Raw genomic sequence first — 25,897 nt, forward strand, 5'->3', positions numbered from 1 at the left:
TCAGTCGGACCTTGCGGAAGGATGTGCGCGGCGTGCGATAGGCCGCGCCTCCTTCAAAGCAATAATAACCGCACGGCCGCGACCGCCGCGATGACCAGTCCGCAAACACTCGGATAGAAGGTCAGCGCGAAGCCGAAGGCGCGTGACCGCGCGCCGTTCGCATAGCCGATCCAGAACAGGAGGCGTCCAACCGCAAAAAGCGCCGCGAGGACGATGATCAGCAGCGCGGACGAGGCGATCAGCATCGCCAGCGCGACATGGACCGGAATCGCCAATGCCACCTGCTCCAGGGTGTTTTGCAACAGTGCGTTGGCACGGCTCACCGCCACGGTGCCGCCTGTGGTGCCGCTGCCGGCGATATCGGCGGCCGAGAAGAAACGCAGCCGGGCGACATTGCCGATCGTCGCAGCCAGCCAGCCCAGAACGAACACGTCCGCCCCAGCAGCGATCATCAGGCGGTCGGGTAACGGGCGGGAAGCCGCCGCACCCCAATGCAGGGCCGCCGCCATCGCGAGAAGAGTGAGGCACAACGCCGCAGCCATTCTGACCGCGACGCCGCGCTGCTCTCGCGCGAAACCGATCGAGGCCGAAGGGCGCACGGTGTCCGTCAGATTCGCGAGGGCAGGGGGAGGCCGGACACAGGCCTATCGCATGATGAACACACCGGTATAGTCGCTGTCCGCATCCCCGATCGTGGTGCTGCTGAACTGATAGGTGCCGCCGGAGCGTGTCGCGGGTGAGCGAAAGCGGATGGTCGCCCGCTCATACGCCTTGAGCACAATTTGCCCGTCGGCGGTCCAGCGCCGATCGGAAGGAGCGACGCGGGCGAATTTGAAAAAGGCCTTCTGGGTGAGGTTGTGCCCTTTGTCGGACCGGTTCGAGATGTGCAGCACGTAGGGCGTATCCCGACGGAGAATGATCCGCCCCGGCTGGTAGCCGTGATCCGTCATCGTGATGGTGATGGCCTTCGCCTTCGCCCAATCCGGCGCTTGTGCGGCGGCAGGGGCCGCCAGGGTGAGGCTGAGAAGAAGAAGCGCTTTCATCGCCGGAGGACTCCCGTTGGATTCATGGCGTTTGAAATCGATGCGCTGCCGCATCGTTCCGTGCCAGGGGCTCAGGCTGGCGATCTGCTGCCTCGCAGACCGCCGTTTTCATGTGCGAATATCGGGATAATCCGCTGTGTCCGGCCGATGGAGCCGGGATCCTGGCCGTTATGCCCCGCTCATTTGAGCAGGGCGTCGTCGATCAGATGGTCCAGCTTGGCCCGGTCCTTGGCGGAATAGCCTTTGGGCTTCGGCTTCGGGCTGGTCCTTGCCGGCACGAGCCCGGTCTTGGCCGCCATTTCACAGGCGGGGCTTCGGCCGATCAGCGTGTAGCAGCCCCGGTCGGGCTGGGCGGCGATATACGCATAGCGGGCGATCACCGAGAGCAGGCCGATCACGATCAGCCACAGCATCCATGCCACGAATCCGGAAGGCTTGCCGCCGCCTCTGCGCGCGGACGAACGTTTCGCAGTCTTCGCCTTCGCCAAAACCTACCTCATGATCTCGTCACGCCGGTGCGTGGTGGCTGGCCCTATCCGGGAAGCGCGCGGGTCCGGCAAGGCGCGTTGCGCGCGCGTGCCGGCCATCAGGCGTCGCGAGGCGGTTCGGGTGGCAGGCTTCCGCTCAGGATCTGCATCTGCTGCGGGCTGCTGCCCAGCTCGATCCCGGCGGCAGGCAGATCGGTCAGGAGCCGGAACAGGATGGCGCTGCGCGTGGAATAGACGTCGCGCGGGCCATTCACATGCGCGAAGCTGTTCAGGTTGATCCGCCCGTCGACGATGCCGTCGATGAAGACGGTCGGCTTGGGCTCGTCCAGAACGGCCGGGGTCTCGGCATAGATGGCCAGCAGCATGTCGCGGGCCCTGGCGACATCCGCGCCGAGCGGCAGCGAGAATTGCAGCTGGATGCGGCCGAGCGGATCGGACAGCGTCTTGTTCAGCACGGCCTTGGTGATCAGCTCGGAATTGGGGACGATCAGCGTCGATTTGTCCGCGATCTGGATTTCCGTCGCACGAACGCTGATCCGCTTGATGTCCCCCTCATCGGTGCCGATCCGCACCCAGTCGCCGATCTTCACCGGCCGCTCCGCCAGCAGGATCAGGCCCGACACGAAATTCTGCGTGATCGCCTGCAGGCCGAAGCCGATGCCCACCGACAGGGCCGAGAGGAGCAGGGCGATCCGCTCCAGCCCGATGCCGAGCGAGGCGAGCGCCCAGAGCATGGCGAGGATGAGGCCGGTGTAGCGCGCGACCATCGCGATCGAGTTGCGCGCACCGGCATCGAGTTCCGTCGCGGGCAGATAGCGATCGATCAACCAGCGCTGGATCACGCGCACCACCGCCAGGCCGACCGCCAGCACCACCAGCGCGCGCAGGATCGCGCCGGGCGACACGGTGATTTCGCCGACCGTCAGCCCCTGCGAAGCGCGGGCGGCGATATCGAGCAGGGAGGTGGCGTTCGATCCGAACGGCCCCATCGCCAGCGTAAACGCCAGCGCGACGAGCATGATCCGCAGCCCGGCCGAGACGAACACGCCCGCCTGATCGATCAGGCTGCCACGGATGCCGAAACCCTGGACCAGCGTACGACCCATCCGGCTCTCCCGCGAGATGAAGCCGGTGCAGAGATCGTCGGCGGCGACGAGAAGCAGATAGAGCGCGGCGACAACCAGCGGCCACCACAGCAGCATCTGCGCGATGCTGAGCGCCAGCGAGAAATAGCCGGCGGCGATCGCGAGCAAAGCCACCGCCATCGCGGTCCAGGCGAACAGCGCAACGATGCCGATCCCCGCGCTGGCGAGGCGAGGGGGCGTGTCGCCGGCCGCTTTATCGGAGGGGTGCCCCGCCTTGCGACGCAACGATCCGATCGTTCGCAGGATAGCGGCGGCGAGCGACAGGTTCAGGATAACGCTGACGGCATCGGCGGCCAGGGTCAGCGGGCCGCCATTGCCGGCGGCCGATGCGGTGAAGGCGGTCGCCAGCCCGACGACGAGAACGAACCCGGACGCGACGCGGACCCAGCGCCTGAGCGCGATGGCGGCCTCGTCGCCGATCGCCGGCAGGCGCCACGACGCGAGCTTCGGCTGGAGCAGCGCCTCGCCCAGCGCGGTGATCGCGCCGGCGACGAAGGCGATGCGGACCAGCGCGTTCGATATGCGGCTCCAGTCCGGCGCGATCATGCCGGCATTCTGCAGCCCCGAGACGAAGGCGATCGCGGCGAGGCCCGGCGCCAGCGTGCCGGAAACCGCGATCCAGAGCGCGAGGCCGGAGCGCCGCAGCCGGCTGCCCGGCGCGCGCTCGATCATGAAGGCGCGCCCGAAGCGGGCCGCCGCGATCCGGAGCGGGAGCAGGAGCAGGATCGCCACGACGAAGCCCGCCACGGCCGGCCCGATCCTGTTTCTGGCGAAGGCGGCGCCGATGGCATCCGCCTCCTTTTCCACGAAGCGGCCGACGCGGTGCAGATCGCGCGGCAGGCCGTCGGCAAAATCCCGCCAGAAGGTCAGCGTCAGGGGCGAGGGCGTATGGGCGCTGATCCGCTCGTTGAACGCATCGGCGGCGCTCTCCTCGATTTCCTGGGCGAGCTGGTCCGCCTCAACGCCCAGCAGCTTGCCGCGCTTGATCGCACTGTCCAGCGTCGCGCGGGATCGGGCGAGCTGGCCGCGCTGGATCCGAATGTCCGGTGCCTCGGCCACGCCGGTCGGCACCGGCCCCAGCTGAGCGATCCGGGCATCGATCAACACCATCTGGTCGTTCAGGGAGGCGACGGCCTTGCCCGCCGCATCGTTGACGGCCCGCGCCCGATCGTCGAGTTCGCGGCGCTCGCTGCCGCTCGTCCTGGGCGTGAAGGCGGTTGCGACGGCCTTATATTCGCGCGCGGCGGCGGTCAGCGCGGCGATCGGATCGTCGGCGGGCGCGGCGTCCTGGGCTTTCGCCGCCATCCCGCAGAGGAACACCAGCACGAACAGGATTCTGCCAACCATGGCGGCGGTCTAGTGAAACGGGGGCAATGCTTCAACGTGGCGCATGCAGCCCGGCGATCAGCGGCAGGCTTGCCCTCCATAATAGCTGTCCGGTGAAGCCATCCGAACGGACCTCTGACGATGAAGGGATGGCGCGCTTCGGGATAGGGCAGGGCCGCCCGAATTGTCGCCTTTCGGGTCGTGCGGACCATCAGGCCTCCATTCTTCCAGGCCAAGGACGCTATTCCCTATGGTCCTCCGTCGGCTGTTGCAAATGTCGCACAGTCTCGATCTATCTCTGAACGAAGAGGGAGATAAGCTCACGAATTTCGTGCAAAATTCGGAAAGTACTGGGCGCGCGGTAAGTCGGAATTAAGGAAGTCCCGGCAGAGAAATGGCATCGCCCGTCGAGCGCGGCTTTTCCTGAAGCGCGTCCTCCGGTCGATCCGATTGGCATTAGGGGGTGGGAATGAAAATGCCGGTTTCGAGCTGACATCCGAGAGCGATTTCGAAGTGGGGGCACCTCTCTCCCGCTGATCCGAAGTTGCCATAAATACCAAACTGGAGCGGCGATCCGGGTCATCGGATCGACTGGCTCCGGCCCATGCCGGGCGTGCGCGGCCCTGTCCGCGACGAGCGCCCTCACATCCAGAATCCTCGCGTTTCTCAGGGCGGCCCATGCCTGTGCCGCCGGCCGGAACGTGCGTGTCCTCGCCGCCGCTCGGCTGGAGCGGGCGGACGATCTCATTCGCTTGGAGTATATCGATGACGAAAACCGCTCTGCTGCGCGCGCTGTTCCTGTCGGGCACGGCCTGCGTCGGCGCCGTCGCCCTTCCGCCCGTCGCCGCTGCCCAGGCTACTGCGGCACTCCCCAGCTATACGCTGGATTCGAGCAACGCCACCGTCGGCACCTGGAGCCTGAGCGCCGGCTCGCTCGGTTCGGGCGTCCTCAGCAACCCCTCGACGCTGACGACGGGCAGCAACGTCTTCAACTATGTCGCCGTTTACTTCAGCCCGACCCTGACGGCGACCTACACGTTCGATCAGACGTTCGCGCCCGTGGATACGGTGATGATCCTCTACAGCGGCATTTTCGATCCGCTCAATCCCGGCCTGAATGCCATCATCGGCAATGACGATACTCCAGCTGCCAGCCATCAGACCGCCGGCATGGGCATCGGCACCAATTGCGGCACCGCCAATTTTTGTCCCCAGGTCTCCGCCGCGCTGACGGCCGGCACACCGATCACGCTGGTCATCTCCACCTTCCGTGCCGGCGCCGCCCTGGGCCTCCCGCAGACCTTCTATGCCAGCGGGCCGGGCGACTTCACCGCGGATCAGACGACGCTGCCGACGCCGCCGGTGCAGACGCCCGCCGTCACCACGCCCACGCCGGGATCGGCGCTGCCGACCGGCGCCTATCTCGACGGCGGCACGGTGCAGCTCGACGGCGACGTGACCAGCGATCTCCCCGTTTCCACCAACGGCGGTACGATCGATACCGCGCAGGGCAGCCACACGCTGAGCGGCAACCTCTCCAACTATCTGGGCGCGGCGACCGCTGGTGACGTGACGGTGTCGGGCGGCAACACGCTGACCCTGACGGGCGCCAACAATGGCTATACCGGCACTATGATCGTCACCGGCAACTCGACCCTGTCGGTCGCCGGCACCAACTCGCTCGGGGGCGGGGGCCTCACGCTCGACAACGGCACCCTCGCGACCACGGCTGCGCTTAACGCTGCAACGGCGGTGACGCTCGCCGGTACGAGCAACGTGATCGACACCGGCAACAACCTCGTCACCCTCGCGGGCGGTCTCAGCGGCACTGGCGGCGTGACCGTCACCGGCGGCAATGTCGTCGCCATCACCGGCGCGAACACCGCCACCGGCGGCCTCACCGTCACCGGCGGCACGACCTTGTCCGTCGCAGGCACCAACTCGCTCGGCGCGGGCGGCCTGACGCTGAACAATGGCACGCTCACCACCACGGCTGCGCTCAACGCCGCTACGGCGGTGGCGCTCGCCGGCACCAGCAACGTCATCGACACCGCCAACAATGAAGTGACCCTCGCGGGCGGCCTGACCGGCACCGGCGGCGTGACCGTGACGGGTGGCAATGTCGTCGCCATCACGGGTGCGAACACCGCCACCGGTGGCCTCACTGTCACCGGCGGCACGACCTTGTCCGTCGCAGGCACCAACTCGCTCGGCGCGGGCGGCCTGACGCTGAACAGCGGAACGCTCACCACTACGGCTGCGCTCAACGCCGCTACGGCGGTGGCGCTCGCCGGCACCAGCAACGTCATCGACACCGCCAACAATGAAGTGACCCTCGCGGGCGGCCTGACCGGCACTGGCGGCGTGACCGTGACGGGCGGCAACGTCGTCGCCATCACCGGCGCGAACAGCGCTACCGGCGGCCTCACCATCACGGGCGGCACGACCCTGTCGGTCGCAGGTACGAACTCGCTCGGCACGGGCGGCCTGACGCTGAACAGCGGGACGCTCAGCACCACCGCCGCTCTCAACGCAGCAGCACCGGTCACGGTCGCTGGTACGAGCAACGTCATCAACACCGGCAACAACCTCGTCACGCTCGCGGGCGGTCTTTCCGGCAATGGGGGCCTGACCCTCACCGGCGGCAATGTCGTGGCCATCACTGGTGCGAACAGCGCTACCGGCGGCTTCACCGTCACCGGCGGGACGACCCTGTCGGTCGCAGGTACGAACTCGCTCGGCACGGGCAGCCTGACGCTGACCAATGGCACGCTCAGCACCACCGCCGCGCTCAATGCCGCAGCACCGGTCACGATCGCGGGCACGAGCAACGTGATCAACACCGGCAACAACCTCGTCATGCTCGCGGGCGGCCTCGCCGGCACCGGCGGCGTGACTGTGACGGGTGGCAACGTCGTGGCCATCACCGGTGCGAACAGCGCTACCGGCGGCCTCACCGTCACCGGCGGCACGACCCTGTCCGTCGCGGGCACCAACTCGCTCGGCACCGGCGGCCTCGCGCTCAACAGCGGCACCCTCACCACCACGGCTGCGCTCAACGCTGCAGCACCCGTCACGGTCGCCGGCACGGGCAACGTCATCAACACTGGCAACAACGCCGTCACCCTCGCGGGCGGCCTCACCGGCACCGGCGCGCTCACCCTCACGGGCGGCAACACGATCGCGATGGGCGGCACCAGCACGCTCAACGGCGCCATCTCGCTCCAGGGCGGGACGAAGCTGATCGTGGGTTCGCCGTCCATGGCAGGCTCGCTGTCGGCGTGCGGCGGCATCCTCGTGGGCGCCAACTCCACGATCGGCGGCAACGGCACGATCTGCAGCACCACCGTGGCGAGCGCGGGCATCATGTCGCCGGGCAACTCGCCGGGCACGCTCACGGTTGCCGGTAACGTGACGCTCAACACCGGATCGGTGCTGCTGCTCGATGTGGACGGCCGCACCTATTCGGCGCTCGGCGGCGCCGGCAGCTACGATCGGGTGAACGTGACGGGCGCCTTCGTCAGCCACGGCACGATCACGCCGAACCTGCGCGGCATCACGGGCTCGGCCAACAACACTTTCACGCCGGTGCTGGGCGATGTCTTCACCGTCGTCACGGCCGGATCGGTCAGCGGCAATTTCCAGACGATCGTCCAGCCCACCGTCGGCATGGCCGCCAACACGCGCTTCGACGTGCGCTACAACGCCATGAGCGTGCAGCTGATCGTGACGCCGGCGAGCTTCGCCACGCTGGCGAACACGAACGGCTGGGTCAGCAATGCGCGCAACACGGCGGCGGCGCTCGATACGGTCCGCCCCGATGCGGCGAACCTGACCGGGCCGCTCGCGCCGGTATTCGCGGGCCTTTACGGCCTCGACGCGAACGGGCTGCGGGTCGGGGTCCAGCAGCTGTCGGGCGAGATCCACGCCCAGGCACTGCAGGCCGTCACCGCGGCGTCGATGGCGGGCCTTCAGGTCGTGCGGGATGCGGCCGGCGACGGCTTTGGCGGCTTCGGTGCGGCGGCGCCGCGGCGCGGCGGCATCTGGGGCCAGTATCTCCGCTATACGACCAGCCCGTCGGGCGACTCGCATGCCAGCGGCTATCGCAGCACCAATGACGGCTTCGTCATGGGCGCATCGATCGCCTCGGGCGAAAAGACAATGATCGGCGTCGCGGGCAGCTATCTGCGCAACACCGTGACCACGGATCTGGCCGCGCGGTCTCAGGCCACGATCGGCGCCGGCTATCTCTATGGCGTCTTCCGCCCGAGCGAGGCGATGCAGATCACCGGCGTGGTCGGCGGTTCGCTCGCCGATCTCTACACGCGGCGCGCGATCGCCACGACGGGAGCGGCCGTCACCGCGACATCGGACAAGCAAGTGCTGGCCGTGATGGCGAGCCTCGATGGCCGGTATCGTGTCGTCGCCAGCGGCGGCCTCAGCCTGTGGGGTACGGCGGGCGTGAGCGTCAACGAATCGTCGATCGGCACCATCGCCGAGCGCGCGACCTCGTCCGCTTATGCGCTGTCGCTCGAGGCGGACAGCCGCGCCAGCACCCAGTCCCGCATCGGCGCGCAGGCGCAATATGCGGTCGGGCCCGCCACTTTGTCCGTCACGGGCAACTGGCTGCACCAGATGGGTGACCTGCCCGACGGGCGCCGGACCGTGCGCCTCGGTGACGCGAACTGGCAGATCCAGAGCGTCCGCCTGAACCGCAACGGCTTCAGCTATGGCGGCTCGCTCCGCACGCGGCTGGGCCAGCGCATGATGGCGCAGGTGAGCTACGAGCGCAGCGATCTGGGCGATCATGCCAATGGCAACCGCCTCGCGGTGGGTCTCCAGCTGCTCTTCTGATCCGGTCCCGGCCTGCCGCGCCGTCTTGTCGGCGGCGCGGCAGGCCGATCACGTATCGCCGGCGGAGCGGCGCTTCCGCCGCATCGACGAGGCCGTCGGCGCCAGGCACCGGAGAGGCTGGCGCATCGCGTAGGCGCGCGCGAATGCTCACCTCCAGCACACGATAGCGTCTTCCATCCGACCGGGGCGTTCCTTCGGCACTGCGCATTGGACTCTTTCCCCCGCGAACCGAGCATGTAGTATGCACGGTGACTCGATTACATACATCGAGCGCAGAGGGGGCGGCGATGCGATCCTTATATGTGATGGCGGGGTTGCTCGCCGTGCCGGCCATGGCCGGGGTGGGGACGCCGATTCCCCGGATCGAGACCAAGGCGGGGCGCCATGCTCTGATCGTGGATGGCGCGCCGTTTCTGATCCTCGGCGGGCAGGTGAACAACGGCTCCAATTATCCGGCGCCGCTGGCCACGGCGTGGCCGGTGCTGGATCGTATCCACGCCAATACGGTGGAAGTGCCCGTGGCCTGGCAGCAGATCGAGCCGGAGGAAGGCAGGTTTGACTGGTCGTTCGTGCAGCATCTGCTCGATGAGGCACGCCTACATGACAAGCGCGTCGTGTTGCTCTGGTTCGGCACCTGGAAGAACAGCTCGCCCGCGTACACGCCCGATTGGGTGAAGCTCGACAATCGCCGCTTTCCGCGCATGAAGCGGCGCGACGGCTCCGATCATGACGTCCTGTCCGCGCACGGGGCGCAGACGTTGGATGCCGATCGCCGCGCCTTCGTGAAGTTGATGGAATATCTGCGCGATCATGATCCGCAGAATACGGTGATCCTCGTCCAGCCCGAGAATGAGGTGGGCAGCTATCGCAATCCGCGCGATTATTCGGCCGGGGCGAACCGGCTGTTCGCGCAGCCCATCCCGGTCGCGCTGGCGAAGGCGACCGGCAAGCGGGGCACGTGGGCCGAGGCGTTCGGCGCGCAAGCCGATCGTGCGTTCAACACCTGGTATGTCGCCTCTTATGTCGGGGCGATCGCGGCGGCCGGCAAGGCGGTGAAGCCGCTGCCCATGTACGTGAACGCCGCGCTGGGCGGCCCGATCGCGATACCCGATCCCGAAAAGGTCGAGAGCGGCGGCCCGCAGCAGGACGTGATCGACATCTGGAAGGCGGCCGCGCCCGCAATCGATTTCGAGGCGCCCGACATCTACGATCGCAACGGCACCAACGCCGCCATCTATCTCGAAAAATATGCGCGGCCGGATAACCCGCTGATGGTGCCGGAGATCGGCAACGCGCGCGATTTCGCGCGGCATGTCTATGCGGCGCTGGGGCGTGGCGCGATCGGCTTCGCGCCGTTCGGCATGGATGAGAGCGGCTATTCCAATTATCCGCTCGGCGCGAAGACGCTGGATGCGCCGACGCTCGATGCGTTCGCGCTGCCCTATCAGGCGGTCGGCTCGGTCATGCGGGATTGGGCGCGGCTGGCGTGGGAGCGGCCGACCTGGGGCGTGGCCCGTCCGGACGATGCCCAGCCGGTCACGACGCGCATGGGCGACTGGGCGGTGCGCGTGAGCTGGGGCGAATGGCAGTTCGGATCGAAGGCCTCGACTTCGCTCAAGGCCGATCCGCCGGCCTGGGCGGACGAGAAGGTCGGCGGCGTCGCGCTGCTGCAGCTGTCGGACACCGAATTCCTGCTCGTCGGGGATCATGCGCGCGTCGAAGTCTCGGCGGCGGCCGGCACGCCGTCGGGCGGGATGGTGGTGCGCGTGGAAGAGGGCGCGTTCAAGGCCGGAAAATGGGAGCGCACCAGCATCTGGAACGGCGATCTCACCGATTACGGCATCAATCTCGTCGATCGCCCGCAGGTGCTGAAGATCGTGATGGGGCGCTTTCGCTAAACCCGTAGAACAGGGACCGACCCGGATGAGGATGAAGCTGATCGTCGCGCTTGTGGCTGGGAGCGCAGCCGGTGGGATCCAGGCGCAGAGCGTCCAGCCTGTTCCGGACGGGATCGTCGTGACGCCCGCGCAGGGGCCGGTGGGTCGGATCGCCCTGTCGGTGCATGGCGACGGAATCTTTCATGTCGTGGCGCGCCCGCGCGCGGGCGGCGGACCGCTCGGCCCGAGCCTGATGGCGCCGTCACCGCCTGCGCCGGGCGCGTTCACCGTCACGAACCGGGCCGGGCACGCGATCGTGAAGACGGCGGCGTCGGCGGCGGACGTCGATCTTACGACGGGCGCGATCCGGTTTCTCGATCCCGAGGGGAAGGAATTGCTGGCGGAGGCGGGGGTGACGGCGTTTCGTCCCGTCTCGATCGACGGCAAGCCGTATGTCGCCGTGTCGCAGCAGTTCAACCGGGGCACGGACGAGGGGCTGTACGGCCTCGGCCAGCACCAGAACATGCAGATGGATTATAATGGCGAAGACGTCGATCTTCTCCAGCACAACATGGACATTGCCGTGCCGTTCCTCGTCTCGACGCGGGGTTATGGCCTGCTGTGGGACAACAATGCGATCAGTCGTTTCGGCAATCCCAAACCCTATAGCTTCGTCGGTGGTACGGAGCCCGGCGCGCTGACGGTGACGAGCGGCAATAAGCCCGGCTGGAAGGCGGAGTATCTGCTCGACGGAAAACCCGTCGTCACCCGGCAGGAAGCCACGATCGACTATCAGTATCTCGACGATCAGGCGAAATGGCCCGAGGCGGCGAAGTCGAAGACCGTCGCGGCGACGGGCGGCCAGAATACGGCCGGCAACGCCACGCAGACCCAGAGCGTGATCTGGACCGGCGACGTGCATCCGGCCGTCACCGGTGTCCACAAATTCCGGCTGTACGGCTCCAGCTACTTCAAGGTGTTCGTCGACGGACGCGAGGTGCTGAACCGCTGGCGCCAGAACTGGAACCCCTGGTACGCCAATTTCGAGGTGCCGCTGACGGCGGGCAAGCCGGCGGCGATCCGGGTCGAGTGGGCACCCAATGCCGGCTATATCGCGCTGTTCCACAGCGATCCGCTGCCGGAGGCGGATCGCCACTCGATCTGGTTTTCCAGCGAGGTGGGGCAGGCCAAGGATTATTGGTTCATCCCCGGCGGATCGATCGACAAGGCGATGGCTGGCTATCGCCATCTGACCGGCAAGGCCGAGATGATGCCCAAATGGGCCTATGGCTTCTGGCAGTCACGCCAGCGCTATGAGACGCAGGATCAATTGCTCTCGGTGGTCGATCGCTATCGGCAGCTGGATATCCCGCTCGACAATATCGTGCTGGACTGGCGCTACTGGCGCGATCCCGAATGGGGCAGCCACCGCTTCGATGCGACGCGCTTCCCGGACCCCGCCGGGATGATCGCGCAGGTGCACGACGCGCATGCGAATTTCATGATCTCGGTCTGGCCGAAATTCTATCCGACGACCGACACGTACAAGGAACTGGCGGCGGCCGGTGCGGTCTATTCCGGCAATCTGCGGCAGGGCAATCGCGACTGGGTGGGGCCGGGCTATGCCAGCACCTTCTACGATCCCTATTCGGCGCAGGGGCGCGACCTCTTCTGGAAGCAGGTCGAGCAGCGGCTGGGCGTGCTGGGCGTGGATGCCTGGTGGGCGGATGCGTCGGAGCCGGACATGCATTCCAACGCCTCGCTGGCAAAGCGCATCGACGCGCTCGGCCCGAATGCGCTGGGCCCCGGAGAGGCCTATTTCAACAGCTATCCGCTGATGAATGCGCGCGCCTTCTACGACGGCTGGACGCGCTTCAAGCCGGATGTGCGGCCGTTCATCCTGACGCGATCGGGCTTTGCCGGGCTGCAGCGTTATGGCGCGGCGATCTGGTCCGGCGACGTCGCGAGCCGCTGGTATGATCTGAAGGCGCAGATCTCAGCGGGCGTGAACGCTTCCATGTCCGGCATTCCCAACTGGACGCACGACATTGGCGGTTTCGCGCTGGAAGATCGCTTTTCGGCCAGGAACACCAGGGCTGCCGATCTCGACGAGTGGCGCGAGCTGAACCTGCGCTGGTTCCAGTTCGGCGCGTTCAGCCCGCTGTTCCGCAGCCACGGCGAGGCGCCCTATCGCGAGATTTTCGAGATCAGCCCGGAAGGCTCGCCGATGCGCGCCACGATGATCGCCTATGATCGTCTGCGCTACCGGCTGATGCCCTATATCTACACGCTCGGCGCGGACACGTGGATGAAGGACGGCAGCATCATGCGCCCGCTCGCCGCCGACTTTCCCGACGATGGCGCGGCGCGTCGTCTGAGCGACGAATATCTGTTCGGGGATGCGTTTCTCGCGGCACCCGTGACCGAATATCGGGCGAGGGCGCGGCAGGTTTATTTCCCCGGTGCTGGCGACTGGTACGACTTCGCGACCGGGGAAATGCATCGCGGCGGCACGACAGCGTCCGTAGCGGCTCCGGCGGAGCGCATGCCCTTGTTCGTGCGTGCGGGCGCGATCGTCCCGACCGGGCCGGTCACGCACTATGTCGACGAGAGGCCCGATGCGCCACTGACCCTGCTGGTGTTCGTGGGCGCCGACGGGCGCTTCTCGCTCTACGAGGATGACGGGCGCTCGCTCGCCTACAAGAGCGGCGCCTTCTCCCGTACCCCGATCACCTATGACGACGGGAGCGGGGACGTCTCGATCGGCACGCGCGAAGGGCAGGGCTGGAAAGGCATGCCCGCGAGCAGGACGATCCGGGTTCGCTGGATCGGCACGGGCAAGGCCGGGATCGAAGACGCGAGCCCCGATGCCGAGGTCACCTATAACGGCGCGCCGATCGTCCTGCACCGTCCGCGCGGCTGATATCGTTTGATCCGGGCGAGCGGGCTGCCCGTCCGCTCGCTGGCTTGCCAGCCGCACAAAAAAATCCCGGCCCTTTGTGGGGGCCGGGATTCAGGGGGAAGATCGTCGGGGCGATCAGAAGTTGACGCGCATGCCCACCCGGTAGGTACGACCCAGGACATCGTAGAGCGCCGGATTGAAACCGTAGGTCACGCCATTCTGCGGCGAGGGTTCCGGAGCCTTGTTGAAGGTGTTGTCCACCTTGAAATAGGCGGTCAGGAACTTCGTCACGTTATACGAGCCGCCCAGGTCGAGATAGAAGGCGCCCTTCATCTTGTTGGTGTTGATCGTCGAGGTGTTGCCCGTCGGATCGGTCGCCGGGCAGCTGCCGGGCGTGCACTCGATATATTCGTTCGAGTAGACGCCGTCCGAGAACCAGCGCTCGGTGAGCGAGAGCGAGAACGTGTCCGTATCCCAGCTCTGGATGCCGAACACCTTCCACTTCGGCGTGTTGCCGCGGTTGTTGCCGGCCTGCTCCGTGGGGATCGTGCCCGGCAGGCCCGAGGTTTCGGTATAATGCAGCGTGCGCGTGGCCAGGCCGCGGATCGTGAAGGAACCCGGCAGGCCGACGCCACTCAGCGGACGGCGATAGCTCGCCTCGATATCGAAGCCGTTGGTGCGCACCTTCGCGAAGTTGAACAGCTGCTCGTTGACGAACAGCGGGCCCCTGGCGATGTCGAGATTGAAGGACGAGCAGAACTGGGTGATGTTCTGCTGGAAGCACTGATTGATCGCCGACTGGCCCGTGAAGGGCGTGATGATGCCCTTCACCTTGATGTCGTAATAATCGAACGACGCGTTGAAGCCGGGCAGGAAGCCGGCCTGCGCGCCGTTGAACACGACGCCGCCCGTGGTGTTGCGCGAGGTTTCGGGCTTGAGCGCCGTGTTGCCGATCGTGTTCGACGGCGCCTGCACGAACTGTCCGGCCGTCGGCGATGTGCCGGGCGCCCGCGTATCGAGATACGTCGCGTTCGCGAAGGTCGGCGTGCGGAACAGTTCCGAAAGGTTCGGCGCACGCACGTCACGCGAGGTCACGGCGCGCAGGCGGATGCCCTTCAGCGGCGTGTCCCACGTGCCGCCGATCTTCCAGCTGTTGATCCAGCCCGACGTGCTGTAGCGCGTGCGGCGGAAACCGCCGTTCAGGTTCATGCGGCCGATCATGTCTTCGTTCGAGATCGGCACGTCGAGCTCGATATAGCCTTCGTTGACATTATACCGGCCGCTGCCGTTCTTGTAGTTGCCGGCGTACCAGTTGCCGCCCGTCGTCGTGTTCTGCGTCGGATCGGCCGGATAGTCGGCCGTGTTCGGATTGTCCGCCGTCACGCCGTTGCCGTACGGATCGGCCTTCGTCTTGAACCATTCCCGGCGATATTCGTATCCGAAGGCGACCGATACCGGGCCGGCCCACGTCTCGAACGGCTGACCGTTGATGTTCAGGGCCGCCGCGTTCTGGCTCGACCAGGTGTGCTGGTACGGGCCGATCTTGGGCTTCACATAGTTGAGCGCCGCTTCGGTCACCCCGCCGTCGCCGATGATGTTGAGCGCGACGCAGCCGGCCGCGCGCGCGGCCGCGCTGGAGCAGCCGATCGTGCCGTCAGGCAGACGCACGGCCTGGTAGGCGGCCCTGAACCGGCTGAGGTTGAGCATGTTGTAGACGTTCAGGTTGGTATAGTTGTGCCCATATTCGTAATAGGCGTCGTAGCTCCATCCCGTGCCCAGCGCCTCGAACTTGCCGGTCGCGCCGATCACGCCGCGCAGGCTGGTGCGCACCGGGACGACCCGGATGAAGTCACCGAGCTGCGCGAGCGCCGAGCCATATTGGAACGAGGTGATGTTGTTGTTGGTGCAGGCCTGCTGGATGGAGGCCGGCAGGAACGGGTTGGCGTTCACGTTGGCCAGGCCGCACTGGATGGTGAGGTTGGCCTGCTGGGCGTAGCCCGGATTCGGCGAGTTCTCCGACTTCACGCGTGACGCGTTGAAGGTGAAGTAGATCTCGTTATCCGGCGCGAAATCGTAGCCGACGCGGGTGTAGGCGTTGAAGCGCTCCAGCTTCGAGGCGAGGCTGGTGCCCGCGCCCACGACGCCGCTGGTATCGCCGCCGGAACAGAAGGACGGCGTACAATTCGTCACCGCACCGGTGCCGGTGGGTACGCCGTTCGAGCCATATTGGAACTGGTAGGGCTGGCCGTTGGCGCCGAAGGCGATGCCCTGCAGCGGGCCGGAGGTGATCAGGCCATATTTCGAATATTGATATTGCTGCGCGTTCTGGATGTAGAAGATGCGCGGCTGGCCGGCGGGTGTGTTGGTGGTGCCGGTCTGCACGAAAGCGGGCGAATTATACCAGTCGCGCCCATTGGCGCCGACAATGCCGAAGCCCGGATTGGGCACGCCGCCCTGATAGCCATATTCACCCGCGACCGCGACGTGCAGACGATCGTCCATGAAGCTGCCACCCCAGGCGGCCTGCGCGGTGACGCCCTTGTCGTCGCCATAATCGGTGATGCCGGCCTGGAAATTGGCCTTGAAGCCCTTGAAGCGCTTGTTGGTCACGAAGTTGACGACACCGCCGACCGCGTCCGAGCCGTAGGAAGCGGACGCGCCGCCGTTCACGACATCGACGCGCTCGACGAGCAACTGCGGGAACTGGCTGACGTCCGGCACGCCCGAATAATTGGCACCGACAAAGCGCTGGCCGTCGAGCAGGGTCAGCGTGCGGATCGCGCCGAGGCCACGCAGCGAGAAGGAGCTGAGGCCCTGGATGCCGCTCGACGTGCTGCCGACCGAGGTGGCGCGCCCGGTGGAGCCCTGTAGCGAAGGCAGCTGCGTGATCGCGTTGAAGATGTTCGGCTGCGACAGCTTGGCGATGTCCGCGGCGCCGATCACCTGCGTCGGCGTCGGTGCGGCGAAGCCGCTGGAGGTGATGCGCGATCCGGTGACCACGATGTCAGCGATCTGCGCAGGACCTTCTGCCGCGGCCTGTGTGGTCGTCACGCTCGGCGTCTCGGCCGGTGCCGCCGGATCGACGGTCTGGGCCATGACGGGTGCGGACAGCAGCGCCATCGACAGAGCCGCTCCGCTCACCGTGAGCGAAACACGCCGCCGGATCAGGGCATGGCGATGGGTGGAATGGATTGTCAGCATCAGGCTCCCCTCTTTTCCCGATCGATCAGGGGAGGGGCGTGAATCCCACGGCGCGCGCCGCCGAAAGGCACGGCCCGGCCGCGGTCAGCCCGCGCTCACGAGCAACGCCTGGGACTTCAAGACAACCTCACCTGTCGATCGTTATGATCAATGTCCACCAAATGAGCGACATTGTCGACAAAATAATAATCTTGTGTGCAAGATTTTTCAACGCGGATTTGCGTTGAAAAAAATCGTGAATTTTCAGGGTTGTGGCTCGCCGTTGCGTGCGATCCAGAGGCGGGTGCATTCGGATTGCACGCGCATGTAGCGGCTATAGCCCGCGCTCCCGAGGACGAAGGGATTGGGCTGGCCGGGCTGGCGATAGCGGAGCATCTCCAGCCGTTCGAGCGCCTCATAATGGAGCGGGTGGTTGCCGATCTGGCTGTCGACCTCGGCCTTCGCGGCGATCGGGATCCAGCGCGCGATCGAGCGGATCTGCGCCGCGCGCAATTCCGGCGTCCAGGGCAGCCCGAGCCCACCGTAAAAGCCCACGACATGGCGCTGGCCGCGATCGTGGACCGGAAAGATGGTCGAAAGCGTGCCGGCCGTGTGGCCGGGCGTCACCTGGAAACGGATCGGGACGCCGCCGATCACGCGTGTTTCGCCATCGGCCACGGCGATGTCGCGGGTCGGGGGATCGCCCCAGCCGGACACCTTCAGCCGATCGGCGCCGGTCATCCCATCCCAGTCGATGGCGGAGGCGATGACATGCGCGCCATATGTCTTCTGGAAGAAAGCCGCGCCGCCATAATGATCGCCGTGCGCGTGGGTGATGATCACCGTGCGGATATCGCGCGGGTTCAGGCCCAGCCGCTCCAGATTGGGCACGATGATGTTGCGTGCCTCGTCCGCATTGTTCAGCGAGTCGAACAGGACGAGGCCGTCCTTGGTCCGCAGCACCCAGGCCGAGACGGCCATCTGCCCGACCGAATAGAGATCGTCAAACGCTGCGAACGGTTCGACGAGGCCATTATATTGCTCGCCCTGGGTGCGCTGCTTGTAGCGCGCGTCGAGGATGCAGCGGTGGGCGAAATCGGGAAACAGGTCGGCGCCCGCGATCGTGCGGGCGGCGTTGAAATGCTTCGCCGCCTCCGCTGTGTCCTCTTTCGGGAAATCCAGCGGCTTGGGAAAGTCCGCGACCGGCGTGGGAGGCGCGGCGGCGGATGCGGCAACAAGCAGGCCCGCCGCCCACAGCGCCGCGCCGCGCATCATTTCGTCTCCGGCAGCCCGAAGACATAGACCGCATAGCCGGTGACGGGGCGATGCACTTCGGTCAGCATCGTGCCCGGCTTCAGCTGCGGGCTGCCGCCGCCCAGCGCGGTCGTCACCGCCACATATTGCTTGCCGTCCACCGTGAACGAGACGGGGAAGCCCTGGACGGTGGTGCCCAGCCGCGTCTTCCACAGCGTCTGGCCGTTGCGGACATCGACCGCGCGGAACACACGATCGAAATCGCCGACAAAGGCGAGATTGCCCGCCGTCGAGATGACCGAGGTGAGGAAGGGCGCGCGCTGCTGCATGGTCCACAGCGGCGTCAGATCGGACGCGCGATAGGCGGAGAGGCGGCCGACATTGCCCGCGCTGCCCGGCATCTCGAAATAGACCTGGCTGCCATTGCCCAGCATCAGCACGCAGCTCTGGCTGAGCGGGATCACCACCGCGTCGCTCGGCTGGTGATAGCTCATCGCCTGCCAGTTATGCCCGCCCTCGGGGCCGGGGCAGGAGGAGAGCCACTGGTCCGATTTCTGGTCGATCACGTCCTTGCGGTAGGTCGGCCGGCCCGTCTTCGGATCGATGCTGGTGAAGACGTTCTGGAACACCGTCTGGGTCGAGCCGAGATATTTGCCCGTCTCGCGGTTCAGCTTCCACAGGATGCCAGCCTTGCCGATCGTCAGCAGGGATTTCTCGCTGCCATGATCGATCAGGACGCGCTCGAACACCTCGTCCAGATCGAAGGTCTCGCCGGGCGAATGGTTGAACGACCATTTGAGTTTGCCCGTCGCGGGATCCAGCGCGAGCGTGGAATTGGCGTAATCGGTGGCGCCGGCAGAGGAGCCGCGCTCGTCGCGCCGCCAGGGCTTGGCCTGCGCCGTGCCCCAGTAAGTGGTGTCCAGCACGGGATCGTAGGTGCCGGCGATCCACGTCTCGCTGCCCTTGCGATCGTCGTCCGGCATGCCGCCCCAACTGTCGCCGCCCTTCTGGCCGGTGAGCGCCACGGTCGTGAACTTCCAGTCGCGCTTGCCGGTCGCGGCATCATAAGCGCTGATATAGCAATGGTCGGGCGTGCCCTTGCGGCCGCAATTGGTCATCCCGACGATGACCTTGCCCTTGATGATGATCAGGCCGCCGGTGGAGAAGCCGACGCCGGGCTTTTCGTCGGTGATGTGCGTCTTCCACACCTCCTCGCCGGTGCGCGCGTCGATCGCATAGACATAGCCCTGCGGCGTGTTGACGTAGAGATTGGTGCCGTAGAGCCCCATCGACCGCGTCTCTTCGGACGAGGGGCCGGGGCCGGCACTCTTGGGGAAGGGACCGAGCCGGTTTTCCCACAGCAACTCGCCGTTGCGCGCGTCGAGCGCCTGGATGATGTTGCCGACGCCCCACATGTACATGATGCCGTCATGGACGATGGGCGTATCCTCCATCGTGCCGTTCTCGGGCATCGACCACATCCACTTGAGCTGGAGCTGGCCGACATTGTTCGTGTCGATCTGCGACAGCGGGCTGTAGCTCCAGCCCTGATAATTGCGGCGGAACATCAGCCAGTCGCCGGGCGGCGGCTCGCGCAGCATCGCGTCCGTCACCGGCGCATAATTCTGGATGTCGCCCTTCAGGCTGAGGCCCAGCTTGGTGGGCAGCACGAAGCGGCCGGGATCGGAATATTTGACGAGCTGGCCCGGCGCCGCGAAGCCGGCCGAGGTGGCGGGGGTGGCGCCGGGTTCGGCACCGGCGGTCGCGTCCGGCGCGGGCGGGGCGGCGGCGAAGGCGTCGGCCGGCGCCTTGCCCGAGGCGACCGTGCCGAGCAGAGCGGGGGAAGCGGGATCGAGCGCCGTGCCGCCCACGGCTCCGCCATTCGCATAGAGGATGTAAGAGACGATCGCCGCATAGGTGGCATCGTCCAGGCTGGCGCCGCGCCCATAGGGCATGGAGGCGTGGATCTTGCTGTAGAGCGCCGCGATCGGCCTTTTGCCCCAGACGTTGAAGAAGGACTTGCCGGCGAGGGCAGGCGCGTCGGTGGCGCCGATCATCTCGGGCTGGTGGCAGACGGAGCATTGCTCGGCATAGGCCGTGCGCCCGGCATCCACCTGCGCGCGGGTGAACAGGCCGGTCGTGCCCTGGCCGAAGGCGAGGCCGGCGGCGAGGGCCGCGCCGGCCGTGGCGAGGAACAGGCTGGTGCTGCGGCGGATCATCATGAGGTGGAGATCCTTCAGCGCGCGGTGACGGCGGTTTGGGGCAGGAACCAAGGACCTTGCTGCGGCACACCCTGTTCGGCGCGGGGATGATCCGGCAGCAGCCAGCCCCACAACGTTCCCTTCGGCCCCCAGCTATAGCCCGGCGGTGCCTTCTCGCTGTCGATCTGCACGTAGAGGCGGCCGCCCTTGAGCGCCTGCATCTGCGCTGAAGAGAGGCGGGCACTGCCGCTCACGTCGCCGTCGGTCGCGGTCGTCACCGTCAGCGACAGGATCTTCGTGCCAGGCACGCCGATCGCCGGGCTCAGCAGAATATGCGCGACCGTGGCGCTGGAGGGCAGGCCGTGGAAACGGCCGCTGACCGTGAGCCGATCGCCCGCGACGGTGGCCGTCGCCTCGCCCCGCCCTGCGATCACCGCCTTGGTTTCGTCGTCGAGCGGCATGGGGCCGAGATCGGCGCGATAATCGGCGGCGATGGCCGATTGCGCGCAGAGCAGGGACATGGATATTGCTGCGAACACTAAGCGCAAGGCCGGCCTCTCCCTTGCCCGTTCCGCCGCGCGATCGCGCGCTTTCGGGCCTTCATTGTTGGCTTGACGTTGTGATGGATCGCATACAAGATGTGATCTGTCCATACAACAATGTCGCAACGACGAGGTGGAAACCGCGCTTTTGGCGCCTTTCCAATGGGAGATGGGGATGAAGGCCTTTCTGTATCTTGGCGCCGCCTGTGCGGCGATCGGCATGACCGTGGCGGCTTCCGCGCAGTTTTCCGGGCGCGAGGATCCGATGCCGGTGACGCAGCCGAAAATGCCCACCGATTATTGGGCGCCGAAGCCGACCAATCCGACGGCCTATGCCGCGCCGAACAAGGTTCACTGGAAGCTTTCCGAGATCCTTGCCGCGCACAAGGGCCAGAGCGACTGGGTGCAGCCGATCGTCCGCAATCCCGAGCAGGACGGCGATTACGTGTCGCTGGGCACGGGCAAGAAGACCAAGGCGAAATTCTATCCGGACGATCGGGTGATGTTCATCGTCTGGGATGGCTCCGTGAAGGTCACGATCGACGGGGTCGAGCCGTTCACGGCGACCAAGGGCTTCATGGTGAGCGTGCCCTTCCGCCACATCTATTCGGTCGAGAATGTCGGCGCGAAGCCGGCGCTCTGGTTCGAGGTGCGGCAAGCGGGCTCCGCGCCGCTTTATCCCGCCAGCGAGACGCCCGATCCGTTCGCCGGCAAGACCTACGTGAAGGTGACGGGCAATCCCGGCCCGTCCAAGGATCGCGACACCAACCCGATCTGGGTGGACTTCTTCAAGACGATCGCGGTGGGCGACAAGCCCTATAACGGCAAGTTCGTGTGGGACGATCACTTCACGTCGAACATCCTGCGCGGGCCCAAGGCCGATGCCGTGCCGCCGGATACGAACAAGGGCCATTTCCACACCGACTGGACCGAATTCTGGTTCATCATGGAAGGCAAGATCGGCTACAAGATCGAGGGCTTCCCCTATTTCGTGTCGGAGCCCGGCGATATCGTGACCGCCGCCAAGGGTCGCTGGCACCGCGCCGGCAACGATCCGAGCGCGCCGATGTCCACGCGCATCCCGATCAATCCGCGCCCGGTGATTCTCCACAATTTCGAGCCGGCTCACTGATCGACGAAAAGGGGGCGAGCCTGCGGCTCGTCCCTTGGCTATGGCTGGCCGAATCATCACCGTGAGACAGGAGTGAATAGATGCGCTTTACCGGACCGCTCGCAGCGATCCTGATCGGTGGCCTGGCGCTGGCTAGCCCGGCCTTCGCCAAAGACATCGTCGTCCAGATGAAGAATCGCGGGGCGGACGGCCTCATGGTGTTCGAGCCGGCGTTCGTGCAGGCCGCGCCCGGCGACAAGGTTCATTTCATGCCCACCGATGCAGGCCATAACGCCGAGACGATCCCCGGCATGCTGCCGGATGGCGTGGCTGCCGCGAAGGGCGCGATGGGCAAGGAATTCGTGCTGACCGCCACCAAGCCGGGCCTCTACGGCATCAAGTGCCTGCCGCATTTCAGCATGGGCATGGTCGCGCTGGTCAAGGTGGGCAACGGCGCCGCGCCGAATGCCGCCGCCGCCAATGCCGTCGCACTGCCGCCGCTCGCGAAGAAGCGCATGACGCCGCTTCTCGCCGCCGCGAAATAGGCGCAAGCGGGGAGGGGGCGATGTCCGGTTCGCAACCGATGGACTGTTCGCGCCGGGCCGTGCTGGCCGGCGGCGTGGCGCTGGCCGCGTCGCGCGCCTTCGCCGCCCCCTCCGCCCCGATGGCATTGATCGCCGGAACCTACGCGCAGGAGGGCGGCAAGGGGCTCTATACGCTGACGCGGTCCGGCAGCGGCTGGTCGGTCGATCCGTCCGTACCGCCGATCCGCAACATCTCCTTCGGCACGCGCTCGTCCCGCCTCGGTCTCTCCTATCTCGTGAGCGAGGGGGACAAGGGCAGCCTCGACGTGTTCGATCGGGGCTATGCGTCCGTCGCCGAGCGGGCGACGCGGGGATCCGGCCCCTGCCATGTCGCGCTCAGCGCCGACGGATCGGCGCTGGCCGCCGCCAATTATTCCAGCGGGGACGTCGCCGTCTGGGCGATCGACCCTGCGACGGGCCTGCCCAGGGGCGAAGCGCAGCTTCTGAAGCATACGGGCAGCGGGCCGAACGCCGATCGTCAGGCGGGGCCGCACGCCCACTGGGTGGGCTTCACCAAGGATCTGCACTGGCTCCATTCGGTCGACCTCGGCGCCGACGCGATCTTCGCACATGCTTATGATGCGAGCGCGCAGAAAGCGGGCGAGACGAAGATCGCCTATCGCGCGCCGGCCGGATCGGGGCCGCGCCATCTTGCCCGGCATCCGCGTCTGCCGGTCTGCTATCTCGCGTCCGAACTGTCCAATACGCTGACGGTGCTGGCCGCCGCGACGGACGGCACGTTCCGCAGCATCGATACGATGCCGACCTTGCCCGCCGGCTTCACCGGCCATTCGCAGGTGGCGCATATCGCCATCAATGCGGCGGGCACGCGCCTCTACATTTCCAATCGCGGCCATAACAGCGTCGCCGTCTTCGCGCTGGCGCCCGATGGCGGCGCGCGCCTGCTCCAGCATGCCCCGAGCGGAGGCGACTGGCCGCGCTTCTTCCTCCTGATCGAGGAGCAAGGCGAGATGCTGGTGGCCAACGAGCGCTCCGGCACGGTCGCGCGCCTTTCGATCGGAAGCGACGGCCGGCTGCGTCCGGAGCCGGGCGTGGTGGCCGTGCCCGGCGTGGTGTTCCTGGCACTGAAATAAAGCGCTCGGCCCCCGGCGGCCGAAGCGAACGACAAGCCTGCAACGACAGGCGGATCATTGAGGATGCGCATATGAGGGGATGGCCTTTGAAGGTCGCGGGCGCGCTCGCGCTGACGGCGACGACCGCGCTGGTGGCGGGCATGCCGGCCGGCGACTGGTGGAGCTTCGGGCGTGACGAGGGCGGCGGGCGTTACTCGACGCTCGCCCAGATCACGCCCGCCAATGTCGCGAAGCTGATCCCGGTCTGGACGTTCGAATTGCGGCCGGCCGACAGCACCAGCAAGCGCCTGCTGGTGAGCAACATGACGCCGCTGGCCATCGGCGGCATGCTCTATGTGGCGACACCCTATCGGCGCATCGTGGCGCTGGACGGCAGCACCGGGGCCGTGCGCTGGAGCTACAGCCTGCCGGACGATGACGGGGTGGCGGGGCGATCGATGGATTATTGGCCGGGCGATTCCCGCTCGCCGGCCAGGTTGTTCTTCGGCACGCGATCCGGCCAGCTGCTGGCGCTCGATGCCGCCACCGGCCGCCCGACCGCGGAGTTCGTGCCGATCGACCTGCGGACGGCCGAGATCATGAACGGTTCGAAGGATGGCGACCAAGGCCCTGAAACCTTCGCCTATGAGATCAACAGCGCGCCCGTGCTTGCCGGCGACGTGCTGATCACCGGCGCGCGCCTGCAGGAATCTCCGGCGCGGGGGCCGGCCGGCGACATTCGCGGCTGGAGCGCGCGCACGGGCAAATTGCTGTGGACCTTCCATTCGGTGCCGCGACCGGGCGAGCCTTTCCACGAGACATGGGGCGGCGACAGCTGGGCCCGGCGCTCCGGCGTCAATGCGTGGAGTGCGCTTTCGGTCGATGAGAAGCGCGGCATCGTCTATGTTCCGTTCGGCGCGCCGACCTATGATCGCGTCGGTATCGATCGGCCGGGCGCGAACCTCTTCTCGAACGCGCTGGTGGCGCTCGATGCGCGCACCGGGCGCTACCTCTGGCACTTCCAGTTCGTGCATCACGACATCTGGGATCTCGACCTGCCGGTGCAGCCGACGCTGATGGAGGTGCGGAAAGACGGGCGGACGATCCCGGCGGTCGCGGCGATGAACAAATCCGGCTATCTGTTCGTGCTGGATCGGGTGACGGGCAAGCCGATCTTCCCGGTCAACGAAGTGCCGATGCCGGCCAGCAGCATCCCGGGCGAGCAGACCTGGCCGACCCAGCCGATCCCGTCCGCCCCGCCGCCGATCATCCGGCAGGCGATGACGGCGGACGACATCGCCACGGTCACACCCGAACTGGAGCAACATTGCCGCGCCCGCCTGGCGACGGAGCGCGCGACCTTCGCCGTGCCGTTCGAGCCGCTGCGCGCCGATCATCCGGTCGTGCGCTTTCCCGGAAGCGGCGGCGGGCCGAACTGGGGCAGCGGCGCCTATGACAAGGCGCGGGGGCTGTTCGTCATCAATACGAGCGAACTGCCCAGTATCGAGCAGCTCGGCCGCGATCCGCAGGGGAATTGGTACAATGTCGCGCCGCAGCCTTCCTGGTTCGGCATGGGCGGCCTGAAGTTTCCGTGCCAGCAGCCGCCCTGGGGCAATCTCACGGCAATCGATGTCGCGCAGGGCCGGATCGTCTGGCAGGTGCCGCTGGGCGTGACCGACGCGCTGCCCGCCGATCGGCAGAAGACCGGGCGCCCCAATGTCGGGCCGCCGCTCACGACCTCGACGGGGCTGATCTTCATCGGCGCGTCCGACGATGCGCGGTTCCGCGCGTTCGATACCGGCACCGGGCGCGAATTGTGGACGTTCCGGCTCGGCGCGTCGGCCCATGCCGCGCCCGTCACCTATCGCGGACGGGACGGGCGGCAATATGTCGCGATCGTCTCGGCGGGCGGCTCCTATCTGGGCAGCCCGAATACGGCGAGCCGGCTGGTCGTCTTCGCGCTGCCGCGTGCGGGCGAGATCGGCGTCGCGGCGGCCGCCTCCGCCGCGCAGGCGCCGGAGCGCGATCCGCCGAAGCATCCCGCCGCCGTCGCGGCGCGCTTGCCGGGCAATCCGGCCGAGTTCGCGCCGGGCCCGATGAAGGCGTTCGCGGAAAAGGCCTGCACCGCCTGCCACGTCGCCTCGCAGGTGACGAGCCAGCGCAAGGGCCGGGCCGAATGGGCCGCCACGGTGGAGAAGATGGTGGGCTTCGGCGCGAAGGTGCCGGACGACCAGTTCGATCCGCTGGTGGAGTATCTGGCGACCAATTATCCGGCGAACCCGTGAACAGCCCTTCAGACAAGGACTGCGGTCGGGCG

At 66.8% G+C, this 25,897-nt stretch carries 15 protein-coding genes; 7 read left to right on the top strand and 8 right to left on the bottom strand.

Annotation, left to right across the window (positions count from 1 at the left end; genetic code table 11):
• Nucleotides 1–53: 53 nt before the first annotated feature.
• The 4 genes from HL653_RS15825 to HL653_RS15840 form a co-directional block, all read right to left on the bottom strand.
• Complete coding sequence (locus HL653_RS15825; RefSeq protein WP_253716951.1) at nucleotides 54–599, bottom strand: MAPEG family protein; 546 nt, start codon at nucleotides 597–599, stop codon at nucleotides 54–56.
• Nucleotides 600–644: 45 nt separating this feature from the next.
• Nucleotides 645–1,097 (bottom strand): cupredoxin domain-containing protein, encoded by a 453-nt coding sequence (locus tag HL653_RS15830; RefSeq protein WP_253716953.1) that lies wholly within the window; start codon nucleotides 1,095–1,097, stop codon nucleotides 645–647.
• A 125-nt stretch (nucleotides 1,098–1,222) separates the two neighbouring features.
• Nucleotides 1,223–1,465, bottom strand: coding sequence for a hypothetical protein (locus HL653_RS15835; RefSeq protein ID WP_171745370.1), 243 nt, complete (start codon nucleotides 1,463–1,465; stop codon nucleotides 1,223–1,225).
• Nucleotides 1,466–1,629: 164 nt separating this feature from the next.
• Nucleotides 1,630–4,023 carry a DUF3772 domain-containing protein gene (locus HL653_RS15840; RefSeq protein ID WP_171745371.1) on the bottom strand — a complete coding sequence of 798 codons (2,394 nt, stop codon included), beginning with the start codon at nucleotides 4,021–4,023 and terminating at the stop codon, nucleotides 1,630–1,632.
• Between the two features lie 744 nt (nucleotides 4,024–4,767).
• Between HL653_RS15840 and HL653_RS15845 the strand changes: the two genes are divergently transcribed.
• The 3 genes from HL653_RS15845 (at nucleotide 4,768) to HL653_RS15855 (ending at nucleotide 13,656) form a co-directional block, all read left to right on the top strand.
• Nucleotides 4,768–8,856 carry an autotransporter outer membrane beta-barrel domain-containing protein gene (locus HL653_RS15845; RefSeq protein WP_171745372.1) on the top strand — a complete coding sequence of 1,363 codons (4,089 nt, stop codon included), beginning with the start codon at nucleotides 4,768–4,770 and terminating at the stop codon, nucleotides 8,854–8,856.
• A gap of 287 nt (nucleotides 8,857–9,143) precedes the next feature.
• On the top strand, nucleotides 9,144–10,754 hold the full coding sequence (locus HL653_RS15850; protein ID WP_171745373.1) for a DUF5597 domain-containing protein: 1,611 nt from the start codon (nucleotides 9,144–9,146) through the stop codon (nucleotides 10,752–10,754).
• Between the two features lie 25 nt (nucleotides 10,755–10,779).
• Nucleotides 10,780–13,656: a TIM-barrel domain-containing protein gene (locus tag HL653_RS15855; protein ID WP_171745374.1), complete on the top strand. Its 2,877-nt coding sequence runs from the start codon at nucleotides 10,780–10,782 to the stop codon at nucleotides 13,654–13,656.
• A gap of 114 nt (nucleotides 13,657–13,770) precedes the next feature.
• On the opposite strand, the gene HL653_RS15860 is transcribed toward HL653_RS15855, so the two are convergent.
• The 4 genes from HL653_RS15860 to HL653_RS15875 all read right to left on the bottom strand — a co-directional run bounded on the left by HL653_RS15860 (nucleotide 13,771) and on the right by HL653_RS15875 (nucleotide 20,791).
• Nucleotides 13,771–16,836, bottom strand: a complete 3,066-nt coding sequence (locus HL653_RS15860) for a TonB-dependent siderophore receptor (RefSeq protein ID WP_171745375.1) — start codon at nucleotides 16,834–16,836, stop codon at nucleotides 13,771–13,773.
• 243 nt (nucleotides 16,837–17,079) lie between these two features.
• The gene (locus tag HL653_RS15865; RefSeq protein WP_171745376.1) at nucleotides 17,080–18,090 is read right to left on the bottom strand and encodes an MBL fold metallo-hydrolase; all 1,011 of its coding nucleotides are present in this window, start codon (nucleotides 18,088–18,090) and stop codon (nucleotides 17,080–17,082) included.
• On the bottom strand, nucleotides 18,087–20,291 hold the full coding sequence (locus HL653_RS15870; RefSeq protein ID WP_171745377.1) for a PQQ-binding-like beta-propeller repeat protein: 2,205 nt from the start codon (nucleotides 20,289–20,291) through the stop codon (nucleotides 18,087–18,089). The genes HL653_RS15865 and HL653_RS15870 overlap by 4 nt, the downstream gene beginning before the upstream one ends.
• Before the next feature lie 14 nt (nucleotides 20,292–20,305).
• A complete protein-coding gene (locus HL653_RS15875) occupies nucleotides 20,306–20,791 on the bottom strand; it encodes a CHRD domain-containing protein (protein ID WP_171745378.1) in 486 nt (161 codons plus the stop codon).
• 196 nt (nucleotides 20,792–20,987) lie between these two features.
• Here HL653_RS15875 and HL653_RS15880 point away from each other — a divergent pair, with 196 nt between their 5' ends.
• From HL653_RS15880 to HL653_RS15895, 4 genes are all read left to right on the top strand, one after another.
• Nucleotides 20,988–21,944 carry a cupin domain-containing protein gene (locus tag HL653_RS15880; RefSeq protein WP_171745379.1) on the top strand — a complete coding sequence of 319 codons (957 nt, stop codon included), beginning with the start codon at nucleotides 20,988–20,990 and terminating at the stop codon, nucleotides 21,942–21,944.
• Nucleotides 21,945–22,024: 80 nt separating this feature from the next.
• Complete coding sequence (locus HL653_RS15885) at nucleotides 22,025–22,468, top strand: pseudoazurin (protein WP_171745380.1); 444 nt, start codon at nucleotides 22,025–22,027, stop codon at nucleotides 22,466–22,468.
• Nucleotides 22,469–22,488: 20 nt separating this feature from the next.
• Complete coding sequence (locus HL653_RS15890; RefSeq protein ID WP_171745381.1) at nucleotides 22,489–23,601, top strand: lactonase family protein; 1,113 nt, start codon at nucleotides 22,489–22,491, stop codon at nucleotides 23,599–23,601.
• A gap of 71 nt (nucleotides 23,602–23,672) precedes the next feature.
• Entirely contained in the window at nucleotides 23,673–25,865 is a 2,193-nt protein-coding gene (locus HL653_RS15895; RefSeq protein ID WP_171745382.1) for a PQQ-binding-like beta-propeller repeat protein, read from the top strand.
• The last annotated feature ends 32 nt before the right edge of the window (nucleotides 25,866–25,897 follow it).

It is taken from the genome of Sphingomonas sp. AP4-R1, from assembly GCF_013113735.1.
Taxonomy (GTDB): Bacteria; Pseudomonadota; Alphaproteobacteria; order Sphingomonadales; family Sphingomonadaceae; genus Sphingomonas_I.

Coding starts and splice junctions, on each gene's coding strand:
- HL653_RS15830 (WP_253716953.1), bottom strand. CDS start 1,097: ATGCGGCAGCGCATCGATTTCAAACGCCATGAATCCAACGGGAGTCCT.
- HL653_RS15870 (WP_171745377.1), bottom strand. CDS start 20,291: ATGATGATCCGCCGCAGCACCAGCCTGTTCCTCGCCACGGCCGGCGCG.
- HL653_RS15875 (WP_171745378.1), bottom strand. CDS start 20,791: ATGTCCCTGCTCTGCGCGCAATCGGCCATCGCCGCCGATTATCGCGCC.
- HL653_RS15845 (WP_171745372.1), top strand. CDS start 4,768: ATGACGAAAACCGCTCTGCTGCGCGCGCTGTTCCTGTCGGGCACGGCC.
- HL653_RS15840 (WP_171745371.1), bottom strand. CDS start 4,023: ATGGTTGGCAGAATCCTGTTCGTGCTGGTGTTCCTCTGCGGGATGGCG.
- HL653_RS15865 (WP_171745376.1), bottom strand. CDS start 18,090: ATGATGCGCGGCGCGGCGCTGTGGGCGGCGGGCCTGCTTGTTGCCGCA.
- HL653_RS15885 (WP_171745380.1), top strand. CDS start 22,025: ATGCGCTTTACCGGACCGCTCGCAGCGATCCTGATCGGTGGCCTGGCG.
- HL653_RS15895 (WP_171745382.1), top strand. CDS start 23,673: ATGAGGGGATGGCCTTTGAAGGTCGCGGGCGCGCTCGCGCTGACGGCG.
- HL653_RS15890 (WP_171745381.1), top strand. CDS start 22,489: ATGTCCGGTTCGCAACCGATGGACTGTTCGCGCCGGGCCGTGCTGGCC.
- HL653_RS15860 (WP_171745375.1), bottom strand. CDS start 16,836: ATGCTGACAATCCATTCCACCCATCGCCATGCCCTGATCCGGCGGCGT.
- HL653_RS15855 (WP_171745374.1), top strand. CDS start 10,780: ATGAGGATGAAGCTGATCGTCGCGCTTGTGGCTGGGAGCGCAGCCGGT.
- HL653_RS15850 (WP_171745373.1), top strand. CDS start 9,144: ATGCGATCCTTATATGTGATGGCGGGGTTGCTCGCCGTGCCGGCCATG.
- HL653_RS15880 (WP_171745379.1), top strand. CDS start 20,988: ATGAAGGCCTTTCTGTATCTTGGCGCCGCCTGTGCGGCGATCGGCATG.